Annotated in this window: 26 protein-coding genes and 1 tRNA gene; 16 read left to right on the top strand and 11 right to left on the bottom strand. The window is 69.9% G+C overall.

Annotated elements, in window-relative coordinates:
- Positions 1-8: 8 nt before the first annotated feature.
- From AXK61_RS05740 to AXK61_RS25870, 4 genes are all read right to left on the bottom strand, one after another.
- Entirely contained in the window at positions 9-293 is a 285-nt protein-coding gene (locus tag AXK61_RS05740; protein ID WP_068571378.1) for a hypothetical protein, read from the bottom strand.
- 64 nt (positions 294-357) lie between these two features.
- Positions 358-2,142, bottom strand: a complete 1,785-nt coding sequence (locus tag AXK61_RS05735) for a penicillin-binding transpeptidase domain-containing protein (protein WP_068571377.1) — start codon at positions 2,140-2,142, stop codon at positions 358-360.
- Between the two features lie 75 nt (positions 2,143-2,217).
- Entirely contained in the window at positions 2,218-3,114 is an 897-nt protein-coding gene (locus AXK61_RS05730) for a serine hydrolase (RefSeq protein WP_068571532.1), read from the bottom strand.
- Positions 3,111-3,965, bottom strand: coding sequence for a LysR family transcriptional regulator (locus AXK61_RS25870; RefSeq protein ID WP_068571376.1), 855 nt, complete (start codon positions 3,963-3,965; stop codon positions 3,111-3,113). The genes AXK61_RS05730 and AXK61_RS25870 overlap by 4 nt, the downstream gene beginning before the upstream one ends.
- Positions 3,966-4,080: 115 nt before the next feature.
- Here AXK61_RS25870 and AXK61_RS05720 point away from each other — a divergent pair, with 115 nt between their 5' ends.
- The 10 genes from AXK61_RS05720 to crcB all read left to right on the top strand — a co-directional run bounded on the left by AXK61_RS05720 (position 4,081) and on the right by crcB (position 13,311).
- Positions 4,081-5,277, top strand: a complete 1,197-nt coding sequence (locus AXK61_RS05720) for a PucR family transcriptional regulator (RefSeq protein WP_231855444.1) — start codon at positions 4,081-4,083, stop codon at positions 5,275-5,277.
- Between the two features lie 46 nt (positions 5,278-5,323).
- The gene (locus AXK61_RS05715; RefSeq protein ID WP_068571374.1) at positions 5,324-6,727 is read left to right on the top strand and encodes an amidase; all 1,404 of its coding nucleotides are present in this window, start codon (positions 5,324-5,326) and stop codon (positions 6,725-6,727) included.
- A 197-nt stretch (positions 6,728-6,924) separates the two neighbouring features.
- Positions 6,925-8,424, top strand: coding sequence for a long-chain-fatty-acid--CoA ligase (locus AXK61_RS05710; protein WP_068744222.1), 1,500 nt, complete (start codon positions 6,925-6,927; stop codon positions 8,422-8,424).
- 34 nt (positions 8,425-8,458) lie between these two features.
- A complete protein-coding gene (locus AXK61_RS05705; protein WP_068571373.1) occupies positions 8,459-10,153 on the top strand; it encodes a PHA/PHB synthase family protein in 1,695 nt (564 codons plus the stop codon).
- A 4-nt stretch (positions 10,154-10,157) separates the two neighbouring features.
- A complete protein-coding gene (locus AXK61_RS05700) occupies positions 10,158-10,610 on the top strand; it encodes a MaoC family dehydratase (protein ID WP_068571372.1) in 453 nt (150 codons plus the stop codon).
- A gap of 113 nt (positions 10,611-10,723) precedes the next feature.
- Positions 10,724-11,515 (top strand): poly(3-hydroxyalkanoate) depolymerase, encoded by a 792-nt coding sequence (gene phaZ, locus AXK61_RS05695; RefSeq protein WP_231855454.1) that lies wholly within the window; start codon positions 10,724-10,726, stop codon positions 11,513-11,515.
- Positions 11,516-11,554: 39 nt separating this feature from the next.
- Positions 11,555-11,980 (top strand): Fur family transcriptional regulator, encoded by a 426-nt coding sequence (locus AXK61_RS05690; RefSeq protein WP_068744219.1) that lies wholly within the window; start codon positions 11,555-11,557, stop codon positions 11,978-11,980.
- Positions 11,981-12,138: 158 nt separating this feature from the next.
- The gene (locus tag AXK61_RS05685) at positions 12,139-12,564 is read left to right on the top strand and encodes an organic hydroperoxide resistance protein (RefSeq protein ID WP_068571370.1); all 426 of its coding nucleotides are present in this window, start codon (positions 12,139-12,141) and stop codon (positions 12,562-12,564) included.
- Between the two features lie 43 nt (positions 12,565-12,607).
- Positions 12,608-12,958, top strand: a complete 351-nt coding sequence (locus AXK61_RS05680) for a fluoride efflux transporter FluC (protein WP_231855443.1) — start codon at positions 12,608-12,610, stop codon at positions 12,956-12,958.
- A complete protein-coding gene (crcB, locus tag AXK61_RS05675) occupies positions 12,955-13,311 on the top strand; it encodes a fluoride efflux transporter CrcB (protein WP_068571368.1) in 357 nt (118 codons plus the stop codon). The genes AXK61_RS05680 and crcB overlap by 4 nt, the downstream gene beginning before the upstream one ends.
- 6 nt (positions 13,312-13,317) lie before the next feature.
- Here crcB and AXK61_RS05670 read toward each other — a convergent pair whose 3' ends face one another.
- Complete coding sequence (locus AXK61_RS05670; protein WP_068571367.1) at positions 13,318-13,818, bottom strand: hypothetical protein; 501 nt, start codon at positions 13,816-13,818, stop codon at positions 13,318-13,320.
- 2 nt (positions 13,819-13,820) lie between these two features.
- Positions 13,821-14,285: a GatB/YqeY domain-containing protein gene (locus tag AXK61_RS05665; RefSeq protein WP_068571366.1), complete on the bottom strand. Its 465-nt coding sequence runs from the start codon at positions 14,283-14,285 to the stop codon at positions 13,821-13,823.
- Positions 14,286-14,338: 53 nt separating this feature from the next.
- Here AXK61_RS05665 and AXK61_RS05660 point away from each other — a divergent pair, with 53 nt between their 5' ends.
- A complete protein-coding gene (locus AXK61_RS05660) occupies positions 14,339-15,289 on the top strand; it encodes a metallophosphoesterase (RefSeq protein ID WP_068571365.1) in 951 nt (316 codons plus the stop codon).
- 55 nt (positions 15,290-15,344) lie between these two features.
- A tRNA-Pro gene (locus AXK61_RS05655) sits at positions 15,345-15,418 on the top strand.
- 97 nt (positions 15,419-15,515) lie between these two features.
- On the opposite strand, the gene AXK61_RS05650 is transcribed toward AXK61_RS05655, so the two are convergent.
- A complete protein-coding gene (locus tag AXK61_RS05650) occupies positions 15,516-16,118 on the bottom strand; it encodes a TetR/AcrR family transcriptional regulator (RefSeq protein ID WP_068571364.1) in 603 nt (200 codons plus the stop codon).
- 96 nt (positions 16,119-16,214) lie between these two features.
- On the opposite strand from AXK61_RS05650, the gene AXK61_RS05645 reads away from it, so the two are divergent.
- Positions 16,215-16,430, top strand: a complete 216-nt coding sequence (locus AXK61_RS05645) for a hypothetical protein (RefSeq protein WP_068571529.1) — start codon at positions 16,215-16,217, stop codon at positions 16,428-16,430.
- Between the two features lie 78 nt (positions 16,431-16,508).
- The gene (locus AXK61_RS05640) at positions 16,509-16,982 is read left to right on the top strand and encodes a hypothetical protein (RefSeq protein ID WP_139057906.1); all 474 of its coding nucleotides are present in this window, start codon (positions 16,509-16,511) and stop codon (positions 16,980-16,982) included.
- A 50-nt stretch (positions 16,983-17,032) separates the two neighbouring features.
- Here AXK61_RS05640 and AXK61_RS05635 read toward each other — a convergent pair whose 3' ends face one another.
- Positions 17,033-17,395 carry an ArsR/SmtB family transcription factor gene (locus tag AXK61_RS05635; protein WP_082777978.1) on the bottom strand — a complete coding sequence of 121 codons (363 nt, stop codon included), beginning with the start codon at positions 17,393-17,395 and terminating at the stop codon, positions 17,033-17,035.
- A 109-nt stretch (positions 17,396-17,504) separates the two neighbouring features.
- Here AXK61_RS05635 and AXK61_RS05630 point away from each other — a divergent pair, with 109 nt between their 5' ends.
- Entirely contained in the window at positions 17,505-18,197 is a 693-nt protein-coding gene (locus AXK61_RS05630) for a hypothetical protein (RefSeq protein WP_231855442.1), read from the top strand.
- 54 nt (positions 18,198-18,251) lie between these two features.
- On the opposite strand, the gene AXK61_RS05625 is transcribed toward AXK61_RS05630, so the two are convergent.
- On the bottom strand, positions 18,252-19,430 hold the full coding sequence (locus AXK61_RS05625) for a DUF7373 family lipoprotein (RefSeq protein ID WP_139057905.1): 1,179 nt from the start codon (positions 19,428-19,430) through the stop codon (positions 18,252-18,254).
- Positions 19,431-19,578: 148 nt separating this feature from the next.
- Between AXK61_RS05625 and AXK61_RS05620 the strand changes: the two genes are divergently transcribed.
- A complete protein-coding gene (locus AXK61_RS05620; protein WP_068571360.1) occupies positions 19,579-21,576 on the top strand; it encodes a TerD family protein in 1,998 nt (665 codons plus the stop codon).
- A 37-nt stretch (positions 21,577-21,613) separates the two neighbouring features.
- Here AXK61_RS05620 and AXK61_RS05615 read toward each other — a convergent pair whose 3' ends face one another.
- The gene (locus AXK61_RS05615; RefSeq protein WP_068571359.1) at positions 21,614-22,048 is read right to left on the bottom strand and encodes a hypothetical protein; all 435 of its coding nucleotides are present in this window, start codon (positions 22,046-22,048) and stop codon (positions 21,614-21,616) included.
- Between the two features lie 9 nt (positions 22,049-22,057).
- On the bottom strand, positions 22,058-22,675 hold the full coding sequence (locus tag AXK61_RS05610; protein WP_068571358.1) for a class I SAM-dependent methyltransferase: 618 nt from the start codon (positions 22,673-22,675) through the stop codon (positions 22,058-22,060).
- Positions 22,676-22,726: the final 51 nt, after the last annotated feature.

The raw sequence follows: 22,726 nt of genomic DNA, 5'->3' as shown, positions 1-22,726 counted from the left end.
CGGCCCGGTCAGAAGGGCTGGCCGGGGATTCCGCTCGGCCCGGTGATCCCGGGGGTCGGGGTCGGCGTGGGCAGGGGCATCGTGCACGGCGGGAAGGTGGGGTTGTACGGCGGCGTGCACAGCTGCATGGCGCAGTTCTTGCCGTTGTAGAAGGGCATCTGCCCCGGCGGGCAGGGCTCGAGCGCGTTCGCAGCGCCGACGGCGATCGGCGAGACGAGGCTCATCGAGATGAGGCCGAGCGAGGCGAGGCCGGTGGCCAGCGCGCGGCGGCCGAGCGGGCGACGGTGTGCCATGAAAACCCCTTCACAGTGAATGTTGGTTTCAGTGTATCAACGTGATGTGCGGTTGCACACGCGGTCACGGCAGGTCGCCGCCGGCGCCGCGAAGAAAGGCGCCGCTGACCGCGACGGCGGGGCCCGAGCTCTCGCCGGAGACGACCAGGGTCGCGAAGGCCAGGTCGCCCACGATCCCGGCGAACCAGCCGTGCGCGTGGGTGTTGTCGCCGAACTCCGCGGTCCCCGTCTTGCCTCCCAGGCCCTCGATGTCGCGCAATGCGGTCGCGGTCCCCGCGGTCACTGTTTCCCGCATCGCGGCGCGCAACGCCGCGGCGACGCCGGCGTCGATGGGCAGGGCTTCGGTGTCCGTGCGGGCGGGTTCACCGTCGAACAGTGCGGGCCGGACCGTACTGCGGGCGGCGAGTGAGGCCTCCACGACGGCGAGCCCGAAGGGCGAGGCCGTGACCCGCCCCTGCCCGATGGACTCCTCGACGCGCTCGGCCGACGTGCGCGCGGCGGGTACCGAGCCGGTCACGGTGGTGATGCCGGGGAGGGTGAAGTCCACGCCGAGGCCGAAACGTTTCGCGGTGTCGGTGAGCGCGGTGTCGCCGAGCTTCGTGCCCAGGCCCGCCATCGTGGTGTTGCAGGACTTGGCGAAGGCGGTGTGCAGAGGCACTGTGCCGAGGGTGAATTCGTTCTCGTTGGGGATGGTGCGGTCGCCGAAGGTCGCTCGACCGGGGCAGGCGAGCTGTGCGTCCGGGGTGGTGATCTTCGCGTCCAGCGCCGCGGCGGTGGTGATCGTCTTGAAGGTGGATCCGGGCGCGTACAGGCCGGTCAGTGCGACGGGGCCCTGCGTGTCGGCGGCGGCGTTCTGCGCGACCGCGAGGATGCCGCCGGTGGACGGGCGGATCGCGACGAGCATCGTCGCGCGCTTCTCGCCCGCGACCGCGGCGTTCGCGGCGCGCTGCAATCCCGCGTCCACGGTGGTTCGAACGGGCGGGATCTGTTTCGCTGGAAACGTGTCGACGAGGCGTACCGGGTCGCCGTCGCGGTCGACGACGGTGACCGACGATCCGGCCGCAGCGTCGACGTCCCGCCGCCAGCGCTCCTCCAACCCCGGGATCACCGGGGAGCGGAGCGCGGGCGAGGCGGTCAACAGGCGGCCCTCCTCACGGACCGTCACCCCGTCGATCCCGGTGAGCGGGCCGACCCGCTTCGCGTCGTCGGCCCGCAGTGAGATCACGGCGGTGGGGGAGTCCTTGCCCGCCACAGACTTCCGGAGTCCGGCGGCGGTCACCGACGGGTCGGCGGTGCGGAGCTTCGTGGCGAGCGCGTCCGCCGCGGACACGGCCTTCTCCGGGGCGAGATTCACGACGGTGACCGTCTGCCAGGTCATGAGCGGTGCATTCTTCCGATCCACGACCCTGGTGGTGTACGGCTTCTCGTCGGCGTACCGCAGGCGCGAGCCCGCGGCGACGGCGTCGGGGTGGACCAGAGTCGGTGCCCACGTGACCTTGCCGCCACCGGCTGCGATCTTCGTGGTGTACCGGACGCCGTGTTGGCGCGGTAGTGCCCACGACCAGGTGAGAGTTCGATCCTCACCGTCCTTGCCGACGGTGACGGTGGGCTTCGCGTCGCCCATGCCGTCGAAGGTGGCCTGCAGCCCTTCGGTCGCCGAGGTCGGGTCCGACGTGAGGTTGCCGGCGTGCGCCGCGTCGCGCGCCGACACCGCGGTCGCGAACTTGGTGACCACGTCGTCCTCCGAGCACGCGACGAGCGATCCCGCGAGGGCGGCGATCACCAGGGCGACGCCGGGCAGTGCGCGGGCGGGTCGGGTCGGCGCGTGCCGGCGTGAGGAATGGCGCATGGCGACCAGTGAACCTGCGCGCGGTGATATCGACCAAAGTGCGAAACGCTCCCGGGCGATAGCGGATCGATATCGCTACAGGTCGATGGGCACGCGAAGTGCATCGACCGCGATCGCGGCCACCCGCCCGATGGCCGCGTCGACGAGTGGAAGGCTCGGGTCGCTGCGCGCTGCGTGGGTGAACACCGCGACCGCGACGGGATGCTCACCGGGGTAGCCGACGACCGCCACTTCGTTCCGGAGTGCGCCGAGGGTCCCCGTCTTGCCCGCGATCGAGGGCGCCGAACCGAAGCCCGATGCCACGCGGTGGCGGAAGACCTGACCGCCCAGCGCGGACCGGGCGAACGCGCACTGCTCCGCGGAGGCCGCGGTGTCGGACCACACCGCGGCGAGAAGTGCCGTCATGTCCGTTGCCGTCGTGGCGCTGCCGAACGACGGGTCGTAGGCGCGCACCGGACGCGCGAGGTCGTCGTCCGCAAGGGCCGCGAACGCCTCGGCGACCGTCCGGGTGTCGGTCTCGGCCATCATCGCGGCGTGGATCTCCGCGTCTCCGCCGACGATCCGCGTGTCGTTCAGCCGGAGGTCGCGCGCGGTCATCTGCACGGCATCGAGACCGACGAGCCGCATCACCACGCCCGCGGCCGCGTTGTCCGAGACTGCGACCATGGACCGGAGCAGGTCGCGCACGCTCATCTCCACCGGATCCGACAGCGCCGCAAGGCCGGTGGGGCCGGGCGTCGCGGTCGCCGGATCGACGACGACCCGGGCCCGCGGATCCAGCCGACCCGCGTCGACGGCGCGCGCCGCGGCCACCAGTAACACGACCTTGTAGACCGACGCGGGCACGACCGGTTGCCCGCCGCGCACCGACAGCTCGGCACCGTCGCCGATCACCCGGGCGTGCAACCAACCGTTGCACCCGGCGTCCGCGAAGACCGCCTCGATCCGCTCGCGCGCGTCGCCCGCGGTCACTTCCGGGACCGCCCCGCGCGCCACAACGCGGACTCGAGACGGGCCGTGTCCGGATGATCCCGGTGCCCGAGAACCTTGACCCGCAGGGGGAAGTCGTTCGCGGAGCGGCGCTCGGTACCCGCTGGGGCCCCACCGCCGGCGGGTACGGGGGTGAACGCGAGACCCGCGGCGACGGCTGCCAGTGCCGCTGCCTCCGTTTCGGCGATCAACACCGACGAGGTGATGCCGCGGGCGGTCAGGCGGTCCAGCAGCAGATCCGCCGCGGGCGGGTTCGCCGCGCGGGGTGGCAATGCGACGGCGAGCGCTGAAAGATCGCGCAGCCGCGGCGCACTGAAGCCGTCCGGCACCAGGAAGTCCCGAGGCAGCGCGATCACGGGACCCGACGGTGCCCCGCCCCCCAGTACGGGGTGTTCGACCACTGCGACGTCGAGCAGGTCCTCGCCGACGGCCCGCGCGAGGTGAGGTGACGGGCCCGCCGAGAGGGTCAGTGGTGCACCGTCGTCCGCCTGGGCGAGAGCCGCGGCGCAGACGGCGGAGACCGCGGACCCGAGCGCGTCGCACAGCGCGACGCGCCGCTCGCCGGCCCCGGCCCCGAGTCGCGCCGCCTCCGCGACGAACCGGTCCGCGTCGCGCACCATGACGCGGGCCCGTGGCAGCAGTTCGCGGGCGGCCGGCGTGAGGTCGGCGCCCCGTCGGCTGCGATCGATGAGCGTGACGCCCAGCGCCTCCTCCAGCCGTCGGAGGCCCGCCGAGACCGGCGGCTGGGTGATGCCCAGCCGGTCCGCGGCGCGCCCGAAGTGCTGCTCCTCGGCGACCGCCACGAAGAACCGCAGGTGCCGGATCAGATCCATGAGCCGGAGTCTAGGTCGAGTCGCCGGAGGCTTCGAGCACGTCCGGATGCCCGAGGTGTGCCACGCGCGGTGAATCGGGCACGCCGGACGGCGGGAGGCAGCACAATCGACAGGTGTGAGTGATGCAGAGATCGCGCAGATCCGGGAGGCGCTGATCGCCCGGATGGGCGAGGTGACGGTGGCCGTCGTCGGGTCGATCCGCGCGGACATCCCCTTCTACGGGGCGTCCGACGCGGTCTCCGACGAACTCATCACCGAGTCCGTGCGGGACAACCTGACGTACATGGTGAACGCGCTGACGGCCTCGTCGTTCGACACCGCTCCCGCCGCGGCGACCGGTCGCTCCCGGGCCGAGCTCGGCGTACCCCTCGCCGCCGTGATGCACGCCTACCGCATCGGCGTGCACCGTATGTGGCAGGAGGTGATGGCTGTCGCGGAGGCACAACCGGGCCTCAGTCGGCAGTCCCTCCTCAGCGCGGCGCAGCACATGTGGGAGGCGCAGGACCAGTTCGTCGATGCGATGGCCGGGGCCCATCGAGACCGGACCACCGAGCAGGCCCTCGACGACGCCGCCGAGCGCGCCGCCCTCGCCGAACACCTTCTGCAGGGGCGTATCCCGAGCGATCAGAGCCTGTGGGAGATCGCCACGCTGCTGCGTCTGCCCACGACGGGGCCCTACCTCGCGGTGGCTGCGGCGACAACGGAGGTGGGCAAGCAGCCCCTGCCCGGCATCGTCGACCGGCTCCGAGCGATCGATGTCTACTCCGCGTGGCGGCTGCTGCCCGACCAGCAGATCGGCATCGTGCACGCGCCCACCGTCGCCGTGCGGACCGCCGTGATCGACCTGCTGCGCCGCATCGCGACCGCCCGTGTCGGGGTCAGTGCGCCGTTCAGCGAACTCCGGGACACTCCGCACGGGTTGAACTTCGCGCGGCGGGAACTGGTCGGGCCGGGCACAGGAGTGTCGGTGTTCGACGGTTCCGTCCTCGGCACGGCGGCGATCGCCGCACCCGAGACCACCGTGGACCTGGCCCGCGCGGTGCTGCGCAGGCTCTACGCGCTGCCCGCCGAGGATCGGGATCCGCTGTTCGCGACCTTCCGCGCGTGGGTCGCGCACGACGGCAATGTCAAGGACGCCTCGGCCGGGCTGTTCGTGCACCCGAACACCGTGCGCCACCGCCTGCGCCGGATCGAGCAACTCACGGATCGATCGATCAACGCGCCCCGCGAGGTCGCCGAGCTGTGCCTGGCGTTCGAGGTCGACGCCCGTGTCCGTTTACAGATCGACGCACCGCGTGATGTGACAGCCTGAGGGGGCCGCACGTGACGTGCGCCACATCGATCCGGAGGACTCTCCCATGCCCGATGCCGACGATCTCGCCTTCCTCGACCTGACCGACGTCGCGGAGCTCATCCGCTCCGGGCGGACCACCTCCACCGCGGTGACCGAGGCGCTGCTGGCCCGCATCCAGACCCTCGATCCGGACCTGCACAGCTACGCGCACGTCGGGCGTGAGGCGGCGCTGGACGCCGCGGCCCGGGCCGATGCCGAGCTGGCCTGCGGCCGGTATCGCGGTCCGCTGCACGGTGTTCCGCTCGCGGTGAAGGACCTGTTCTACACGACGGACGCGCCGACCGGCTCCGGCAGTACCGTGCACGCCGGCCACCGCGCGGACCACGACGCCACCGTCGTCGCGCGGCTCCGCACAGCGGGCGCCGTCATCCTGGGCAAGCTGACGATGACGGAGGGTGCCTACACCGCCCACCATCCGGACCTGCCGACACCGGTCAACCCCTGGGACCCCGACACCTGGTCCGGGGCGTCGTCGAGCGGCTCGGGCGTGGCGCCGGTCGCCGGGCTGTGCTTCGGCGCGCTGGGCACGGACACGGGCGGGTCGATCCGCCTACCGTCGAGCGCGAACGGGACGACGGGGCTCAAGCCCACCTGGGGCCGCGTGAGCAGGCACGGCAGCACCGCGCTCGCCGCGAGCATGGACCACGTCGGCCCGATGGCGCGCAGCGCGAAGGACTGCGCCGCGATCCTCGGCGCCATCGCCGGCCAGGACGTGCACGATCCGACGACCTCGATCCTGCCCGTACCGGACTACCTCCACGACATCGAGCTGCGCCGGGTCCCACGGCTCGGCGTCGACCCGCGCCTGAACGAGACCTTCGACGCCCCCACCCGCGCCATGCTCGACGGTGTCGTCGAGACGGTCCGGGACCTGGGCTTCCTGGTGGTGGAGGTCGAGACCCCGGACTTCGCGGCGGCGGCGCAGCACTGGGCTCCCCTGTGCGCCGTCGAGACCGCCTACGAGCATCGCGACACCTTCCCGGGGCGCGAGGCCGAATACGGTCCGGACCTGCGGGATCTGATCACCCTCGGGCAGGGGATCAGCGGCGTGGAGTACCAGGGGATGCTCGAATGGCGGCGGGACTTCATCGGCCGCTGCCGGCGGTTGTTCGCGACGGTGGACCTGCTGCTGCTCCCCGGCACGGGCATCGCCTCGCCGACGCTGGCGCAGATGGCGAACCTGGGCAGCGACGAGGAACTGCTCGCTGGCTTGCTCGTGCCGACCGCACCGCTCGACATCGCCGGGCTGCCCTCGCTGACCCTGCCCGGCGGGTTCACCGACCGCGGAACGCCGCTCGGTTTCCAGTTCTGCGGCGGCGAATTCGCCGAGCAACTGGTGCTCCAGGCGGGCCACGCCTATCAGGGCGTCACCGACTTCCACCTGCGGCGCCCGCCGCTCCCGCGGTAGCTCGCAGGCCGCCCGCGCCGCGGCTCCGGCGCCGTGCGCGGCCCCCTTCGGGAAGTGAGCCGGGATTCCCAGCACGGGTGATTGTGCTCGGTAACACCCACGGCTGCGAAAGGCTGTCTCCGTCACCATCGACCCGGTGGGGTGTGAGGGGTCACTCTGGAATGGACGAAGACGACACCACACGAAGGAAGCACTCGATGACGAACCTCGCCGAGAACCTCACCGCCGCCGCGGCAGCCCACCCTGCGACGATCGCCCTCAAGTGCGACGACCTGACGTACACCTACGCGCAGTTCGACGATGCCTCGGCGCGGTTCGCCGGCTATCTCGCGGACCAGGGGATCGAGCCCGGGGACCGGGTGGGCATCATGCTGCCGAACACCCCGGCCTTCGCCATCGTCTTCTACGGGATCATGCGCCGCGGCGCGGTGGCCGTACCGATGAATCCGCTGCTCAAGGCAGCCGAGGTCGAGTTCTACCTGGCGAACACGTCCGCCAAGGCACTGTTCGCCACGCCGGTCTTCGCCGAGGACGCCGAAGCCGGGGCGAAGGCCGCCGGCGCCACCTGCCACTTCGGTGACGACGCCGCCCTCGCAGCCCTACTGGCGGACCAGCGGCCCGCGCCGGCCGTCGAGCCCCGCGAGCCCTCCGACACGGCGGTCGTCCTGCACACGTCCGGGACCACGGGCAAGCCCAAGGGCGCCGAGCTCACCCACGACGGTCTCGGCCGCAACTGCGAGATCGCCGGCCGCACGCTGTTCCACGCGAAGCCCGGCGACGTGATGATGGGTTGCCTGCCGCTGTTCCACGTCTTCGGCCTCACCTGTGGGCTCAACGCGGCCGTCCGCTTCGGCCTCACCCTGACGCTGATCCCCCGGTTCGATCCGCGCAAGGCACTCGAGGTGATCGCCCGCGACCGGGTCACGATCTTCGAGGGCGTGCCCACGATGTACTCGGCGCTCGTCGCTGCGAAGCAGCCCGGCGACGACGTCTCCTCGCTGCAGGTCTGCGCCTCCGGCGGCGCGGCGCTGCCCCTGCAGGTCATCACCGACTTCGAGGACGCCTTCGGCGCCGCGATCCTCGAGGGCTACGGACTGTCGGAGACCTCGCCGGTCGCGTGCTTCAACCACCCGGACAAGCCGCGCAAGGCCGGCACCATCGGCACCCCCATCGAGGGCGTCGAGATGCGCGTCGTGGACGACTCCGGCAGGGAGTCGCCGCAGGGCGAGCGGGGTGAGGTCCAGGTGCGCGGCCACAACGTCATGAAGGGCTATTGGAACCTGCCCGAGGCGACGGCCGCCGCGATCGACGCCGACGGCTGGTTCTCCACCGGCGACATCGGGATCGTCGACGAGGACGGCTTCTTCTCGATCGTCGACCGCAAGAAGGAGATGATCATCCGCGGCGGCTTCAACGTCTACCCGCGCGAGATCGAAGAGGTGCTCTACAGCCACCCCGAGATCGCGGAGGCCGCCGTGATCGGCATCCCGCACGCCGAACTGGGTGAGGAGGTCGGCGCGGCCATCGCCCTCAAGCCCGGCGCCACGGCCACCGTCGACGAGCTGCGCCAGTACGTCAAGGACCGCGTGGCCGCCTACAAGTACCCGCGCCACATCTGGCTGCTGACGGAGCTCCCCAAGGGCGCCACCGGCAAGGTCCAGAAGCGCGACATCACCGTCCCCGCAGAGATCAACTGACAACCCACGAACGAGAGAGTCGAGGCCACCTGACATGACCACCACCGCTGAAGGCGCCGACGAGATCGTCGCCCCCCTGGATCTGCTGCTCGTCAACTCCACCAAGAGCTTCGCGTCCCGCATGGTGCCGAACGCCGCCTGGGCCCGGTTCGGGCAGTCCCTCGCCGGCCAGCCGGTGACCGTGGCCGAGCGCGCCGCGGGCCTGGCGAAGGAGCTGGGCCTGATCGCCGTCGGCCGCAGCGGCCGCGAGCCGCAGAAGGGCGACTTCCGGTTCAAGGATCCCGCCTGGGCGAACAACCCGCTGCTCAACCGCATCGAGCAGGCCTACCTGGCCATCTCCGACCTGGCGAACCAGCTCTACGACGATGCCGACCTGGACTGGAAGGACGCCGAGAAGATGCGGTTCGTCCTCGACAACCTCATCGAGGGCCTGTCGCCGACGAACAACCCCTTCGTCTCCCCGCTCGGGTGGAAGGCGATGATCGACACCGGCGGGCTGTCGATGGTGCGCGGCCTCACCGCCTTCGCCAAGGACATGGCCTCCAAGCCGCGCATCCCGTCGATGATCGACCCGAAGGCCTACAACGTGGGCGAGTCCGTCGCGACGACGAAGGGCACCGTCGTCCTGCGGACCCGGATGTTCGAGCTGATCCAGTACGCCCCGCAGACCAAGCAGGTGCGCGAGGTCCCGCTGCTGCTGGTGCCGCCGGTGATCAACAAGTTCTACATCATGGACCTCGCGCCCGGCCGGAGTCTCGTGGAGCACTACGTCAAGGGCGGCCAGCAGGTGTTCGCCATCTCGTGGCGCAATCCCTCGGCGCGGCACCGGGACTGGGGCTTCGACGAGTACGGCAAGGCCATCATCGAGGCGCTCGACGCGCTGCAGGTGATCACCGGGTCGGACCAGGCGAACGTCTTCGCGACCTGCTCGGGCGGCATCCTCACCGCGATGGTCATGTCGCACCTGTTCGCCACGGGCCACGGCGACCGGATCGCCGGCCTGACCTTCGGCGTCACCGTCCTCGATCAGAGCCACGCGGGCTTCGCCTCCGCGCTGGCGGACCGTCGGGCCGCGGACGCCGCGATCCGCACCTCCGCGAGCAAGGGCTACCTCGACGGTGCCGCCATGGCGGAGATGTTCGCCTGGCTCCGCCCGACGGACCTGGTGTGGCGCTACGTGGTCAACAACTACATCCAGGGCCGCCCGCCGGCCGCCTTCGACGTGCTGTTCTGGAACGCCGACACCACTCGCATGGCCGCCGCGCTGCACCGCGACATGGTGCTCATGGGCCTGGACAACAAGCTGGTCACGCCCGGCGCGTCGACGATGCTCGGCACCCCGGTCGACCTGGGCAAGATCGAGGCCGACCTGTACGTGCTCGGGGGCATCTCCGACCACATCTGCCCCTGGCAGGCCACCGAGCGCAGCGCCGCGCTGTTCGGCAGCAAGGACAACACCTACGTGCTGTCCACCGCCGGCCACATCGCGTCGCTGGTCAACCCGCCCGGCAACCCCAAGGCCTCCTACCGCACCGCGCCGGTCCTGCAGGACCAGACGCCCGAGGAGTGGTTCGAGAGCGCCGAGAAGGTCGGCGGCTCCTGGTGGCCGCACCACCTCGAGTGGCTCGACGCCCGCAGCGGCGCGGAGGTCGACGCACCGTCGGCCCTGGGTGCCGCCGGCTACGAGCCCCTCGCCCCCGCCCCCGGCACCTACGTGATGGAGAAGTGAGCGCATGACCACCACCGTCAAGACCCCGCAGGACCTGCTTCCACTCGTCGGGCAGACGCTCGGCACCACCGAGTGGGTCAGCATCGACCAGGACCGGGTGAACCTGTTCGCCGACGCCACCGACGATCATCAGTGGATCCACGTCGACCCGGAGAAGGCGGCGAAGGGCCCGTTCGGCGGGACCATCGCGCACGGCTACCTCACCCTGTCGCTCGCGCCGGTGCTGCTCCAGGAGGCCGTCGTCGTCGAGGAGTTCTCGGCCGCGCTGAACTACGGGCTCAACAAGGTCCGCTTCCCGTCGCCCGTGCCGGTCGGCTCGCGGCTGCGGGCCACCGTCGAGCTGGTGTCCGCGCAGGAGAAGAACGGGGCGATCGAGGCGGTCTTCCGCCTGACCTACGAGGTCGACGGTGCCGACCGTCCGGCGTGCATCGCCGAGACGGTGGTGCTGTACCGATGAGCGACAACGCATCCGGCGCCGGCGACGGTGCCGAGGGGACCGAGGTGGAGCTGCCCGAGGACCTGCTGATCGCCACGGGCGGGCAGCGGATCCGGGTGCGCTACCGTCCCGGCATGGGCGTGCCGCTGGTGCTGTGCAACGGGATCGGCGCGAGCCTCGAGGTGCTGGACCCGTTCGTCGAGGCCCTCGACCCCGAGCGCCCCGTCGTCCGGTTCGACGCGCCCGGCACGGGCGAGTCGCCGACGTCGATGCTGCCCTACGGCTTTCCGTACCTGGCGTGGGTCCTGGGCAGGGTGCTGGACGAGCTGGGCGTCGGCGTCGTCGACATCCTGGGCCTGTCCTGGGGAGGTGCGCTGGCTCAGCAGTTCGCCTTCCAGAACCCGATGCGCTGCCGGCGGCTGATCCTCGTGTCGACCGGAACGGGCGCGATCATGGTTCCCGGTGACCCGCGGGTGCTCCGGAAGATGGTCACGCCGAAGCGTTTCCGCGATCCGGAGTACGCGGCGCAGGTGGCCGGCGAGCTGTACGGCGGGTCGGTGCGGGAGGACTCGGCGGACATCGGCGAGACCTTCTCGCGGCAGATGCACGCGGGCTCGAAGATGGGCTACCTGCACCAGCTCATGGCCGGGTCGGTGTGGACCTCGATCTTCGCTCTGCCGGTGATCCGGCAGAAGACGCTCCTGGTGTTCGGCGAGGACGACCCGATCGTCCCGATGGTCAACGGGCGGATCTTCGAGACCCTGCTGCCCCGGGCCACCCTGCATCGTCACGACGGCGGCCACGTGGACCTGGTGACCCGTGCGGACAAGCTGGCGCCGGTCATCGACGAGTTCCTCGGGACGCCGCACCTCGGACGGCGCCAGTGGCGCGGTCGGAAGGCCGGTCTGCTCACAGCTCGCGATTGAACCTGGAATCGTTCTGACATCGGGCGTACTCTATTTCGCATGAGCGAGGTGGACACCGCCGAGGATCGGCTGCGCGGCGTGGGGTTGCGGATCACCGCACCCCGCGTCGCCGCGCTGGGCTTCCTCGACGGGCATCCCCATGCCACCGCGGACGACGTCGCGGAGTTCCTGCGGGGCAGGCTCGGCACCGTCGCCACGCAGACCGTCTACGACGTGCTGCGCGTCTGCGCCGAGAAAGGCCTGCTCAGGCGCATCGAACCCGCCGGATCCGCGGTCAGGTACGAGGCGCGGGTCGCCGATAACCATCACCACCTGGTGTGCCGGTCCTGCGCGAGGATCGTCGACATCGACTGCGCCGTGGGCGCCGCCCCGTGCCTCACGGCCGACGACGATCACGGCTTCCTCATCGACGAGGCCGAGGTCACCTTCTGGGGCTACTGTCCCGACTGCGCCGCCGCGCGCTGATTCCTGCGGTACTCGCTTCCCTCGGGCCGCACACTCCGGGCGCGTTCCGCTTCGGGTCGGCGCACCGTCGAACCCCGGGGACGTGAGCGGTGATGCGGACTACTGTCGAGGGGGACGCCGCCCGGACCGGGCGGCACGAATGCGAAGGAGCGCCCGATATGAGCCTGGACGTCGTCTACACCATCTCCTCGACCGCCAACGGCGGTGGCCGCGACGGTCACGTGAAGTCGGCCACCGGCCGCATCGACCTCGACACCCGGCCCCCGAAGGAGATGGGCGGCAACGGCGAGGGCACCAACCCGGAGGAGCTGTTCTCCGCCGGCTACGCGGCGTGCTTCCTGGGCGCCGTCCGCGCCGTGGGCCGGAACGAGAAGGTCGCGATCCCCGACGACGCCACCGTCGAGGTCACCGTCGGCTTCGGCAAGACCGAGACCGGTTTCGGTATCAACGCCGCGATCACGGCGACCCTCCCGGGGCTCGCGCAGGCCGACGCCGAGGCGATCGTCGCCAAGGCGCACCAGCTGTGCCCGTACTCGAACGCGACGCGCGGCAACATCGACGTCGACCTGACCACCGCGGTCTGATCGTCCGCTGAGCACTCTGCTGCGGCCCGCCGCCCTGGGACTGGTGTTCCTGGGCGGCGCGGTCGGTACCTTTGCGCGCGCCGAGGTGGGGCACTGGTTGCCGCACACCCCGTTCCCGTGGGCCACGTTCGCGGTGAACATGGTCGGCGCGTTCCTGCTCGGCGGCGTGGTCGAGGCGCTCTCGCAGCGGCCCGACGACGAACGGCACCGTCGGGTCAAGTTGTTGCTGGGCACGGGCTTCTGCGGGGGACTGACCACCTACAGTGCGTTCGCGCTCGACATCCACGGTGCCTCGCCGGCCGTCGGCGCCGTGTACGCCGGTGCGACGGTGCTCCTCGGTCTCGTCACGGCGCTCGCCGGGGCGATGTTGGTGCCCAAGGTGATCCCGGCGTGACCACCCTTCTGATCGCCCTCGGGGGCGGGCTCGGGGCCGTCCTGCGGTACCTGGTCGACGGTGCGCTGCGGCGCCGACTCGTCGAGTGGTCCACGGCCGTGATCAACACGACCGGCTCCTTCGTGCTCGGGGTCCTCGCGGGCCTCGCGGCGAAGAACGGGGTCGGTGGCGAGACCCTCGCGATCATCGGCACCGGCGTCTGCGGCGGCTACACGACCTTCAGTACCGCCACCGTCGAGACGCTGACCCTGTTGCGGGACAAGCGCTACCGCGAGGGCGTGGTCTACGGTCTGACGACGCTGGTCGCGAGCGTCGTCGCGGTGTGGGGCGGCTACGCCCTCGGCGCACTCTGATCTGCGCTACGCGCCGCTGCGCTCCTGCGCGTACCGGTACACCGGGCGCGTGAGCATCAGCGAGAACAGCATGAGCAGCATGACGATGACTGCACCCCACATCGGCAGACCTGCGAGCGGCGCGCCGTTGTGGTCGATGCCGAAGCGGCTCACCGGATCCGAGTAGGCGCGCTCGTTCCCCAGCAGCGCCGCAGCCGCGGCGGCGAGGAACCCGGCGAACACTGCGAGGCCGTACAGCGCCGTCGCCCAGCGTTGCCCGAACAGCGCGAACAGGCCCGTGAACGCCATTGCGGCGCACACCACCAGCCCCGCGATGGCGAGCACGAGAATCGTGATCGTGCGCACGCCCAGCGGCGATCCCGGGAAGTTCCCCGGGTAGCCCATGGTGCCCAGCAGCGCGGAGCACTGGATGATCGCAGTGACGTGGAGCGCAATGGCGCCCGCGCCGGCGGCGAGGGAGATCAGGACCCACAGCCACATCGCGCCCGGACGGCGTGCCTTCGCCACCGTCAGGCCAGCCGGGCCTTGACGGCGGAGGACAGCCGCTTGCCGTCCGCGGCGCCCGCCGCCTTCGCGTTCGCGACCTTCATGACCTGGCCCATCTGGCGCACCGTCGGGGCCTCGCCGAGCTCGGCGGTCACCTCGGCGACCGCGGCGTCGACGAGGGTGTTCAGCTCGTCGTCGCCGAGCTGCTTCGGCAGGTAGCGCGACATGACCTCGGCCTCGGCGCGCTCCTTGTCGGCGAGCTCATCGCGGCCGTTCGCGGCGAAGATCTCGGCCGCCTCTCCGCGCTTCTTCACCTCGCGCGCGACCACCTTGAGGAACTCCTCGTCGGTGAGCGCGTGCGCGGTGCCCGAGGTCTCCTCGTTCTGGATCGCGGACAGCAGCATCCGCAGCGTGCCGGTGACCAGGACGTCCTTGGCCTTCATCGCGGTCTTGAGATCGTCGCGGATCGCGGCCTTCACTTCTGACATGGCCTCCAAGTTACGCGGTGTGCGTGGGGGCGGCAGCTGAGTATCCTGGGGCAATGGCAGTTCACCCACTCATCCGCGCCGGCGCCGGCCTGGCGGGCGCGGGCGTCGCGTCCATCGCCTATGCCACGGTCCTCGAGCGCAACGCGTTCACGCTGCGCGAGCACACGCTGCCGATTCTGCCGCCCGGCACGCCCACGCTGCGGATCCTGCACATCTCGGACCTGCACATGACGCCCGGGCAGCGGCTCAAGCAGGGCTGGGTGCGGGACCTGGCGGCGCTCGAGCCCGACCTCGTGGTGAACACGGGTGACAACCTGTCGCATCCGCGGGCCGTGCCGTCGGTGGTGCAGACCCTGAACCCGCTGCTGGCGCGCCCCGGCCTGTTCGTGTTCGGGTCCAACGACTACTTCGGGCCCACCCCGAAGAACCCGGCCAAGTACTTCGACAAGAACCACGAGCGCAAGCACGGCGAGCCCCTGCCCTGGCAGGACCTGCGCGCCGCGTTCGCCGAGCGCGGCTGGCTCGACGCCACGCATCAACGCCGCCGGCTCGAGGCCGGGGGAGTCACGATCCAGGTCGCGGGCGTCGACGATCCGCACATCGAGCGGGACCGGTACGAGACGATCGCCGGGCGGGCCGACGAGGCCGTCGACCTGCGGCTCGCCCTCACCCACTCGCCGGAGCCGCGCGTGCTCGACAAGTTCGCCGCCGACGGCTACGACCTCGCCCTCGCCGGCCACACCCACGGCGGCCAGCTGTGCCTGCCCGTGTACGGCGCGCTGATCACCAACTGCGGGTTGGATCGCTCGCGGGTGAAGGGCGCCTCCGCCTGGGGTGCGCACATGAAGCTGCACGTCAGCGCCGGCCTCGGCACGTCGCCCTGGGCGCCGTTCCGCACGTTCTGTCGCCCCGAGGCCTCGCTGCTGACCCTCGTCGGCGCGCCCGTCCGCGATCGGGAGGTCGAGCTCGGCCCCGTCATCGCCCCTGAGGCAGTACAGGCCTGACCTGCCGATTTCCCGCCCGACGGTGGCTGTAGTAACCTTATCGAGGTTGTCACCACGGGGTGTGGCGCAGCTTGGTAGCGCGCTTCGTTCGGGACGAAGAGGTCGTGGGTTCGAATCCCGCCACCCCGACTCGTTGGTTGAGACGACAGCAGGGCCCCTGATCAGTGGAAACACTGGCCAGGGGCCTTACTTGTGCGCCGAGTAGGGGTGGCCGTCGTCGGGGCGGTCATGCAGTCGTGAAGACGCGATCGAGTTGGCGGTCGATGATCGCGATGGCGTCGTCGGACGACAACTGGCTCAGCAGCATCCGCGTCTGCAGGCCTTCCGCGCCGGCGGTGAGGAAGGCTCCCTCGACGGCGGGTTCGACGCCTTCCACGACCTGCCCGGCTGCGCGGGCGGCAGCGATCAGGTCCGTCACCAGATCGGCGAGCCCGGAGGTGGCCGCCTCGGCGACCGACGCGAGGGCGGGTTCCGTGAGGAAGCGGACGAAGTAGGCCGCGTAGACGGTGTGCCGGTCGCGGCGCTCCTGGTCGAGCGGCAGCATCTCCAGGAGGACGCCCCGGACGACGGTGCGGATGGTCGGTGACTCGCCGAGCTCGTCCATGCGTCGCTTCGCCTGGCGTTCGGCGTCGGCGTTGAGGATCTCCAGTGCGCCGAGCAGCACCTGATCGCGTGTTCCGAAGTAGTACTGCAGGAGTCGAGCGGAGACGTCCGCCTCCGTCGCCACCTGGCGCAGGGTGACCTGCTCGAGACCGCCCCGCATCGCCAGGCGCCAGACCGCCTCCGCGATCTGGCGCCGTCGCTCGTCGTGGTCCACCTGCCTCGGCATCGCGTCCAGCCCTTCTCGAATTTTCGTGGTGCGAGCGTAACAACAGGATGTTATGGTTCGATCGAACCAACAAGACTGCTAGGTAGGGGTGTGGCGGTGCGGAGTGGAATCGTGCTGGTAGCGGGCATTGCGCTGCTGGTGTTGGGAGTGCAGGGCGGGATTCGACTGCTCGTCGATCACGCCAACGAGGGGCTGTTGCGATGGATGCCCGGCGGGTTCGTGGTGCACCTCGTCGTCTACGTCGCGGCGGCCGTGGTGGGGCTCGTCCTCGCGAGTCGAGGTAAGGGGCGGGCTGAGAGTTCCCGGAATTAAGTAGCGAACGTAACGAATAACATCCAGGCGTCGACGTTCTGGAAGGAATCGATCCACAGCAAGAGTAGGAGACTCGACATGACCTCAACCAACTCACGGCTCCATCTTGTGGACGTGAAGCCCTCTCTCGTCGTGGGAATCGCCGGCGCGGTCGCCGCATCGGGGCTGTTCGTCGCGGGCGGCGGCGTTGCTCAGGCGGCCGGCGGCGAAGCGCTGGTCTGCACGAGCGACGGTGTCTCGGTGAGTGCGTCCGATCGTGACGGTGTGCACGGCGGCTATCCGGTCCCCGGCCGCACCTGGGTGGACACCATCGCCGACGCGTCGAAGTACAACGCAGGATTCATGCAGGTCATGCCGAAGACCTCCGGAACGCTGACCTGGCAGAACCTACGGACGGGTGCCCATGGAGTGCTGCGGGCGGCCGATGGGCGGTTCGCAGACATCGACACCGGTGCCGGAACCGTCCGCTTCACCGCCGACACGACCGTGAAATGGGGCTGGGGCTACGCGAATACGAGCCGCACGTCCTGTTCCGGAACGTACAGCCGGTAGGGGTGTCGACGGTGCTCCGTGGGCGCGATCCGGGCGTGCCCGCGCGGTGATCAGAGGTGGTCGGGCGTTCCCGTCACGGTGTGGTCGGCCTGCGCGACGGACTCCAGGAGGAGACGCAGGACATGCCCACCCGCCAGGCGGTAGAGCCGGGCGGTGCCGTCGGCGCGGTTGACGACCACACCGGCGAGACGCAGTTTCGCGAGGTGCTGGCTAGCTGCGGTCGGTGTGCAGCCGGCCTTCTCGGCGAGGGTGCCGACACCCAGTTCGTCATCGCGCAGGGCCCAGAGCAGCCGGAGTCGGGTCGGTTCGGCGAGCATCGCCAGCATGGAGACCGCCGCGTCGACCTGCTCATTGCTGAGTCGCTCGGGGTGGTGGGTCGATCCGCTGTAGATGTCGGTGGCTGAGTGGCCCATCTTGCAGTGCCTCCTCCGTCGGCGCGGCGCCGGTCATCGCACAGGCTACACCTGTGATTCGTGATCTTCGTATATTCATTGATACGCAGATATGCGATATGGTTACGCGATGAGCCTCGCCGCCCCCGCCGGAGTCGGATTCGGCCACGCCGTTATGCCCGATCACTGGGTTCCGCTCTCGGTGATTGCACGGACGCAACGCTATTCGCTGCGTCGAGTGCTGCGATTGTCCGCACTCGCCGGTGTTGCGCACGTCGCGTTGTCGCTGTTACTCGGCGCGGCGATCATCGCGATCGGACTGCAGTTCCGCTCCGTCATCGAGCGGAACCAGAGCCTGATCGTGGGCGGCCTCCTGGTCCTGACCGGCCTGGTCTTCCTCGTGATGGAGGTCCTCGGGCGCGGCCACTCCCATGCCCACGACGAGCACGGTGGCCACGGCCACGGCGACGGTCACCACGTACACGACCATGGCGGTCACGTGCACGACGGCCGTCATGCGCACGACCACGGCGGCAGGACGGTGCGGCTGATGGCGTTCGTGGTCCCCTTCGGAGCCGCAGCGTCGCCGGATCTGACGATCCTGCCGGTGTTCCTCGCTGCGAGTGGTCTCGGAGTCGTCGCCGCGACGGGAACCCTCGTCGCCTTCTCGATCGTGACGATCGGGACGATCGTCGGCCTCACGATGCTCGGCGCGCTCGCGGGGTATCAGTTGCGCGGTGCGTGGATCGACAAGGGCGCGAACCTGATCACCGCCGCGGTGCTGCTGATCGTGGGTGCTCTCGTCGCGGCCGGAATCGTCTGAGAAGCATGACGACCGAGCAACGCGGATGGGGCACCGTCGGAGAAGTCTCCGAGGTCACTTCGCGGACCGGAGCTTGAGGAACATTGCGGCGGACAGCTGTTTCGAGGCGTCGGATGTCTGCGACACGGACTCGGCGATGTAGCGGCCCTGGCGAATCAAGCAGATGGTGAGCACCTGACCCGTGACGCAGCCACCGTATTGGCCTGTGATCCCGGGGATCGTCTCACGCTTGTCGCCGACCCATGAGGTGAAGATGCGGGCGGCAGATGCCTCGTCGGTGAACCGGTAGACGGTGTTCGGGCCGGCGGAGCCGAAACGCTCGAGCCCGGAGACGGTTTCGTGCCCCCTGAGGGAGTAGGCGTGCGCATCGCCCCAACCGCTACCCGGGGCGTTGTTCGACGACAGTCCGGTGGAGCCCTGGGCCTGCTTCGGTTCCTGGGTGAGCCCGACGATGCCGTCGTCGTCCATCGGTACGGGCGGGATCTCGGCCCTGGTCGCGTCGAACGGGGTCTGCCGGTAGTCGCCGAGCTTCGCCACCTGCGCGGCGAGCGCCCGGCCGACGAGGGCGAGTAGCCGGTCGGTGTCGTCGCGCGTGCCCGCGGCGCGGACTCCGGCGATGGCGACGAGATTCCCGCGCGGCACCATCGTCGTGATGCCGACGATGGTCTCGTTCGATTTCGTTCCGAGCAGCGTCAGGGAGGCGCCCGGCACCGGGAAGTCGGAGGGGACCGTCCGCGTGTTGGACGGGCTCTTGGCCGTGGCCGCCGCGACCGCGCGTGTCGCCGCGGCTTCGTCGGCGAACCGCAGGATCCCGATCCTGAGTCGCGTCCGGTCAGCGGTGTCGTGGCTGCTGGCGAGGTATCCGGTCTGGTAGCCGTTGGCTCCGAGGGCGACGGCCTGCTCCGCGGTGACGGCGTCGGTGGTCTTGATCAGCTGCGTCGCGGTGAACATGGGAATGCTGCTGCCATCCCCGCCGCCGGTGGTGCCGAGCGTCGTGTCGACGTCCCACGGCGGTACGACGGCGGACGCGATCCGCCAGCCCTCCTGCTGCCATGCATCGAGCGCGTTGCCCGCCGTCACCGTGCGTGGAGTCGTGGAGAAGTTGCCGGTGTTGAGCTGGAAACGCTTCATCGCAGTCGGATCGGGCACGGCGGTCCCCGCGATCGGGGTGCAGCCGGCGACGAGGATGGCCACGGCTGTGAGGGCCGCTGCACGACCACGCCGACTGCGCATGATCTGCAAGCTAACACGTACGTGCAACGTGCAGGGAACGTCGTCCGGGGCAGTCGGGGAAGCGTGATCCAGCGTGGGAGTCCGACGGCGTTGGATGAAGCTGGGGACTTTGCCGACGCCCTGAGGCGGGCGGCGATACATTGACGAAATGTCGGAGTCGCATGTCCTCGTCAAGGGGGCGAACATCAAGGTCGGCGAAGTGTTCGGGGATCCGAGCGCTCATGTCACCGTGACGATCGCCACGAGGGTCGGTGCGGACGTGGAGAGGATTCCCACCGACGTCAGCGTGCTCATTCTCGGTGGTGATGGGAAGGTTCGATCGAATGACGACCTGATCTTCTACAACCAACCGTTGGGGGCCGATGCGGCTGTTCGTCTGACCTCGAGTGTCGGGTCGGGTGAGGTGACCGCTGACGAGGCGACGATCGAGGTGGATCTTGCGAGACTTCCGGAGTCGGTCGATCGAGTCCTCATCGCCGCCAGCATCGACGGTTCCGCCGGGACGGAACGCACATTCGGTGAGGCTGAATCGCTCTGCATGACGGCCGAGTCGACCGATGAGTCGTCCGATTCCGTTGTGGTCAGTGAACTGACGGGCTTGGCGGGCGAGCGCGCCGTCATCTTCGGTGAGATCTACCGCCGGGAATCGGAGTGGAAAATTCGCGCGGTCGGGCAGGGCTACAGTGCGGGCCTGCGCGCTCTGGTCGGCGAGTACGGCGTCGACGTCGATGATCCGCCCGCCGATCGTGATGACGACGTCGCCGGCGGAGCGGCGGACGTCATCGAGGAACAGGAGTTCGTCGGCGATGTGCCGGTTGTGCCGGGAACGAAGGTCGCTCTCTCGCGCCGAAGGAAGGCCGTAGCGAAGCTGCCTGTGGACTGGAAGGAGCGAGCGTGTCCGGGCCTCCCCGTCGAGGTCGCGGCGGGCCCGTGGCGGCGGGCCCGATTGTTCCCAGCGGTGGGGATCAGGAGCAGTGCGGAGCAGGAGGGGCGGACGACCTCAGTACTGCTGTCGGTGATGTCGACGGTTCCGGAATTCGGTCGCAGGATCGCCTCGCTCATGGGGGCACCGCGCGGCCGTACCGAGACATTCACGGAGGTCGTGTTCCCACTGGGAGGGCAGGAGCACCGGCCGGACGGTCTCATCCGCGTGTCGCGCGGGTCGAAGGAGTGGGTGGCGCTGGTCGAGGTGAAGACGGCGAAGGGAGCGCTCAACGCCGATCAGATCGACCGGTACGTCCAGATTGCTCGTGCAAAGGGGTTCGACGCCGTCGTCACGATCACCTGCGATGTGCCGCCTTGTCCCGGCGAACTGCCGATTCAGCTGAAGGCGCGACCACCGAAGTCTGTTTCGGTGACGCATCTTTCGTGGGAAGAGATCGTGACCGAGGGCTCACTGGCCCTAGCGGCTTCAGGTGGAGATCGTCTTCATGATCGGATCATGGAGCAGTTCCTGTTGTACGCGTCGGAGCAGCAGGCCGGTATGTGGCAGTTCGGCGACATGGGTCGTCACTGGGTCAAGGTCAGAAACGGCGTCGCCGACGGGACGCTCTCGGCGAGCGATCCGGCGACAGCGGAGGTCTGCGCGCGGTTCGATCAACTGACGAGACATCTCGCGCTGCAGCTCACCGCATTGACCGGCCAGACGGCGTCGTCGCAGATTCCGAGTAGTCGTGCGGATGCTGTCAGTCGGGCCAAGCAGTTGGCCGATTCCGGTGAGCTCTTCGGGACGCTCCGTGTCGACGGGGCGACTGCGCCGATCGTGTTGAACGCCAACCTGTCGCGGCTGAAAGTCGGTTGCTCTCAGGCTGTCCAGGCGCCACGAGCGGGGAGGACGACGACCAAGATCAACTGGCTCCTGCGGCAGTTGGACGCCGCGCCTCCGAAGCTTCGAGTGACGGCGCACCATTTCGGGAGTCGAACCGAGACGACGTCCGCATTGATGGAGTCCGCTCGGGACGACCCGGCGATGCTCGTGCCTCCCAGCGGGCGTGACATCCGCGAGTTCACGATCACCGCAGAGGCGTCGATGGGATCGAAAAGGGCGGCATCGGAGAACGGCTTCGTTTCCAGCATGGTCGATTTGGTCAATGGCTTCCATCGCGATGTCACAGAGGTCCTCCGTGCGCCGAGGCCTGATCGGTGAACCGCGTCCGCTGCGTTGACCAACAGTGAGCTCGCGCCTACCAGCCCGCGACGAACCCCGCGAGAAGGACTGCGAACGCGCCGATCTCGGCGACGATCAGCGCGAGCATGAACCCGTGAACTCCGGGAGCGGGCGGGGCGAATTGATTGTCGGTGTCGCGGCGCGCGCCGTGCCAGCAGTAGCTGCCGATCGCGGCGGCGAAGAAGAAGGTCAGCACTGCGGCGGCGGTCAGGTCGACCCACTGTGGCCAGGCGCTCAACTGCACGAACACGGCCGTCAGCAGCAGCGCGAACGAGTACAGCAGTGCGGCGCGGTGCGCGATGTCCACGTACACGTGCGCCTGATGGTCGGGCGAGGTCATGATCCCGTGGTACTTCCACACTCCCAGCGCGAGCGCCCACAAGAACACGAGACCCGCGGCCAGCAGGGTGAGCCGAGTGTCCAGCCCGAGGTGTGCCGCGTCGATCGTCATCCGTCAGTTCTACCGGGCCGACGCCCGGCCGAGGACCAGGGGTGACGTCGGGAAGGGGACCCAGGCGGGCGCCAGCATCCGGTCCTCGACGGTGGTCACGGCTAAACCGGCGCCGCTGATCAGGCCCACGGCGTCGCGGTGGGCGTGACAATTGCCGAACACTCGAGGCCAGACGGTGGCGTCCGCCGCCTTCTGCACGCCCTCCAGGATCCCGCCCCGTGCGGCGACGTGCTCGAGGAAGCGGAGCTCACCGTCGGGCACCAGGAGCTCGCGGACCTGCCGAACGGCACCCTCGGGGTCGGGAAGGGAGCAGAGGACGAGGCTGAAGACGACGGCGTCGAACGGGGAGGTGGGAACGTACTCGTCGAGCCGCTCGGGCCGGACCTCGATCCGCGGATCGCCGTCCGCAGCCCGCACGGCGAGGGCGCGCAGCTCGGCGGCCGGTTCCAGCGCGACCACATCGGTGACGTCCGCCGGGTAGAGCGGGAAGTTCGTGCCCGTGCCGGCGCCCACCTCGAGGACGCGACCGGACAGCCCCGCCAGGTTGCGGCGCCGCAGCTCGCTCACCAACGGCGGCTCGTTCCGGACCAGTCGGGGCCACAGCTTCACGAAGAACGAATCACCCATGCCCCCATTGGTACCGCACCGTCGCGCGACCCGGACCTGTTCGGCGGCCGC

The sequence above is a fragment of the Tsukamurella pseudospumae genome, from assembly GCF_001575205.1.
Taxonomy (GTDB): Bacteria; Actinomycetota; Actinomycetes; order Mycobacteriales; family Mycobacteriaceae; genus Tsukamurella; species Tsukamurella pseudospumae.
This window is presented reverse-complemented; position numbering and strand designations above follow the sequence as displayed.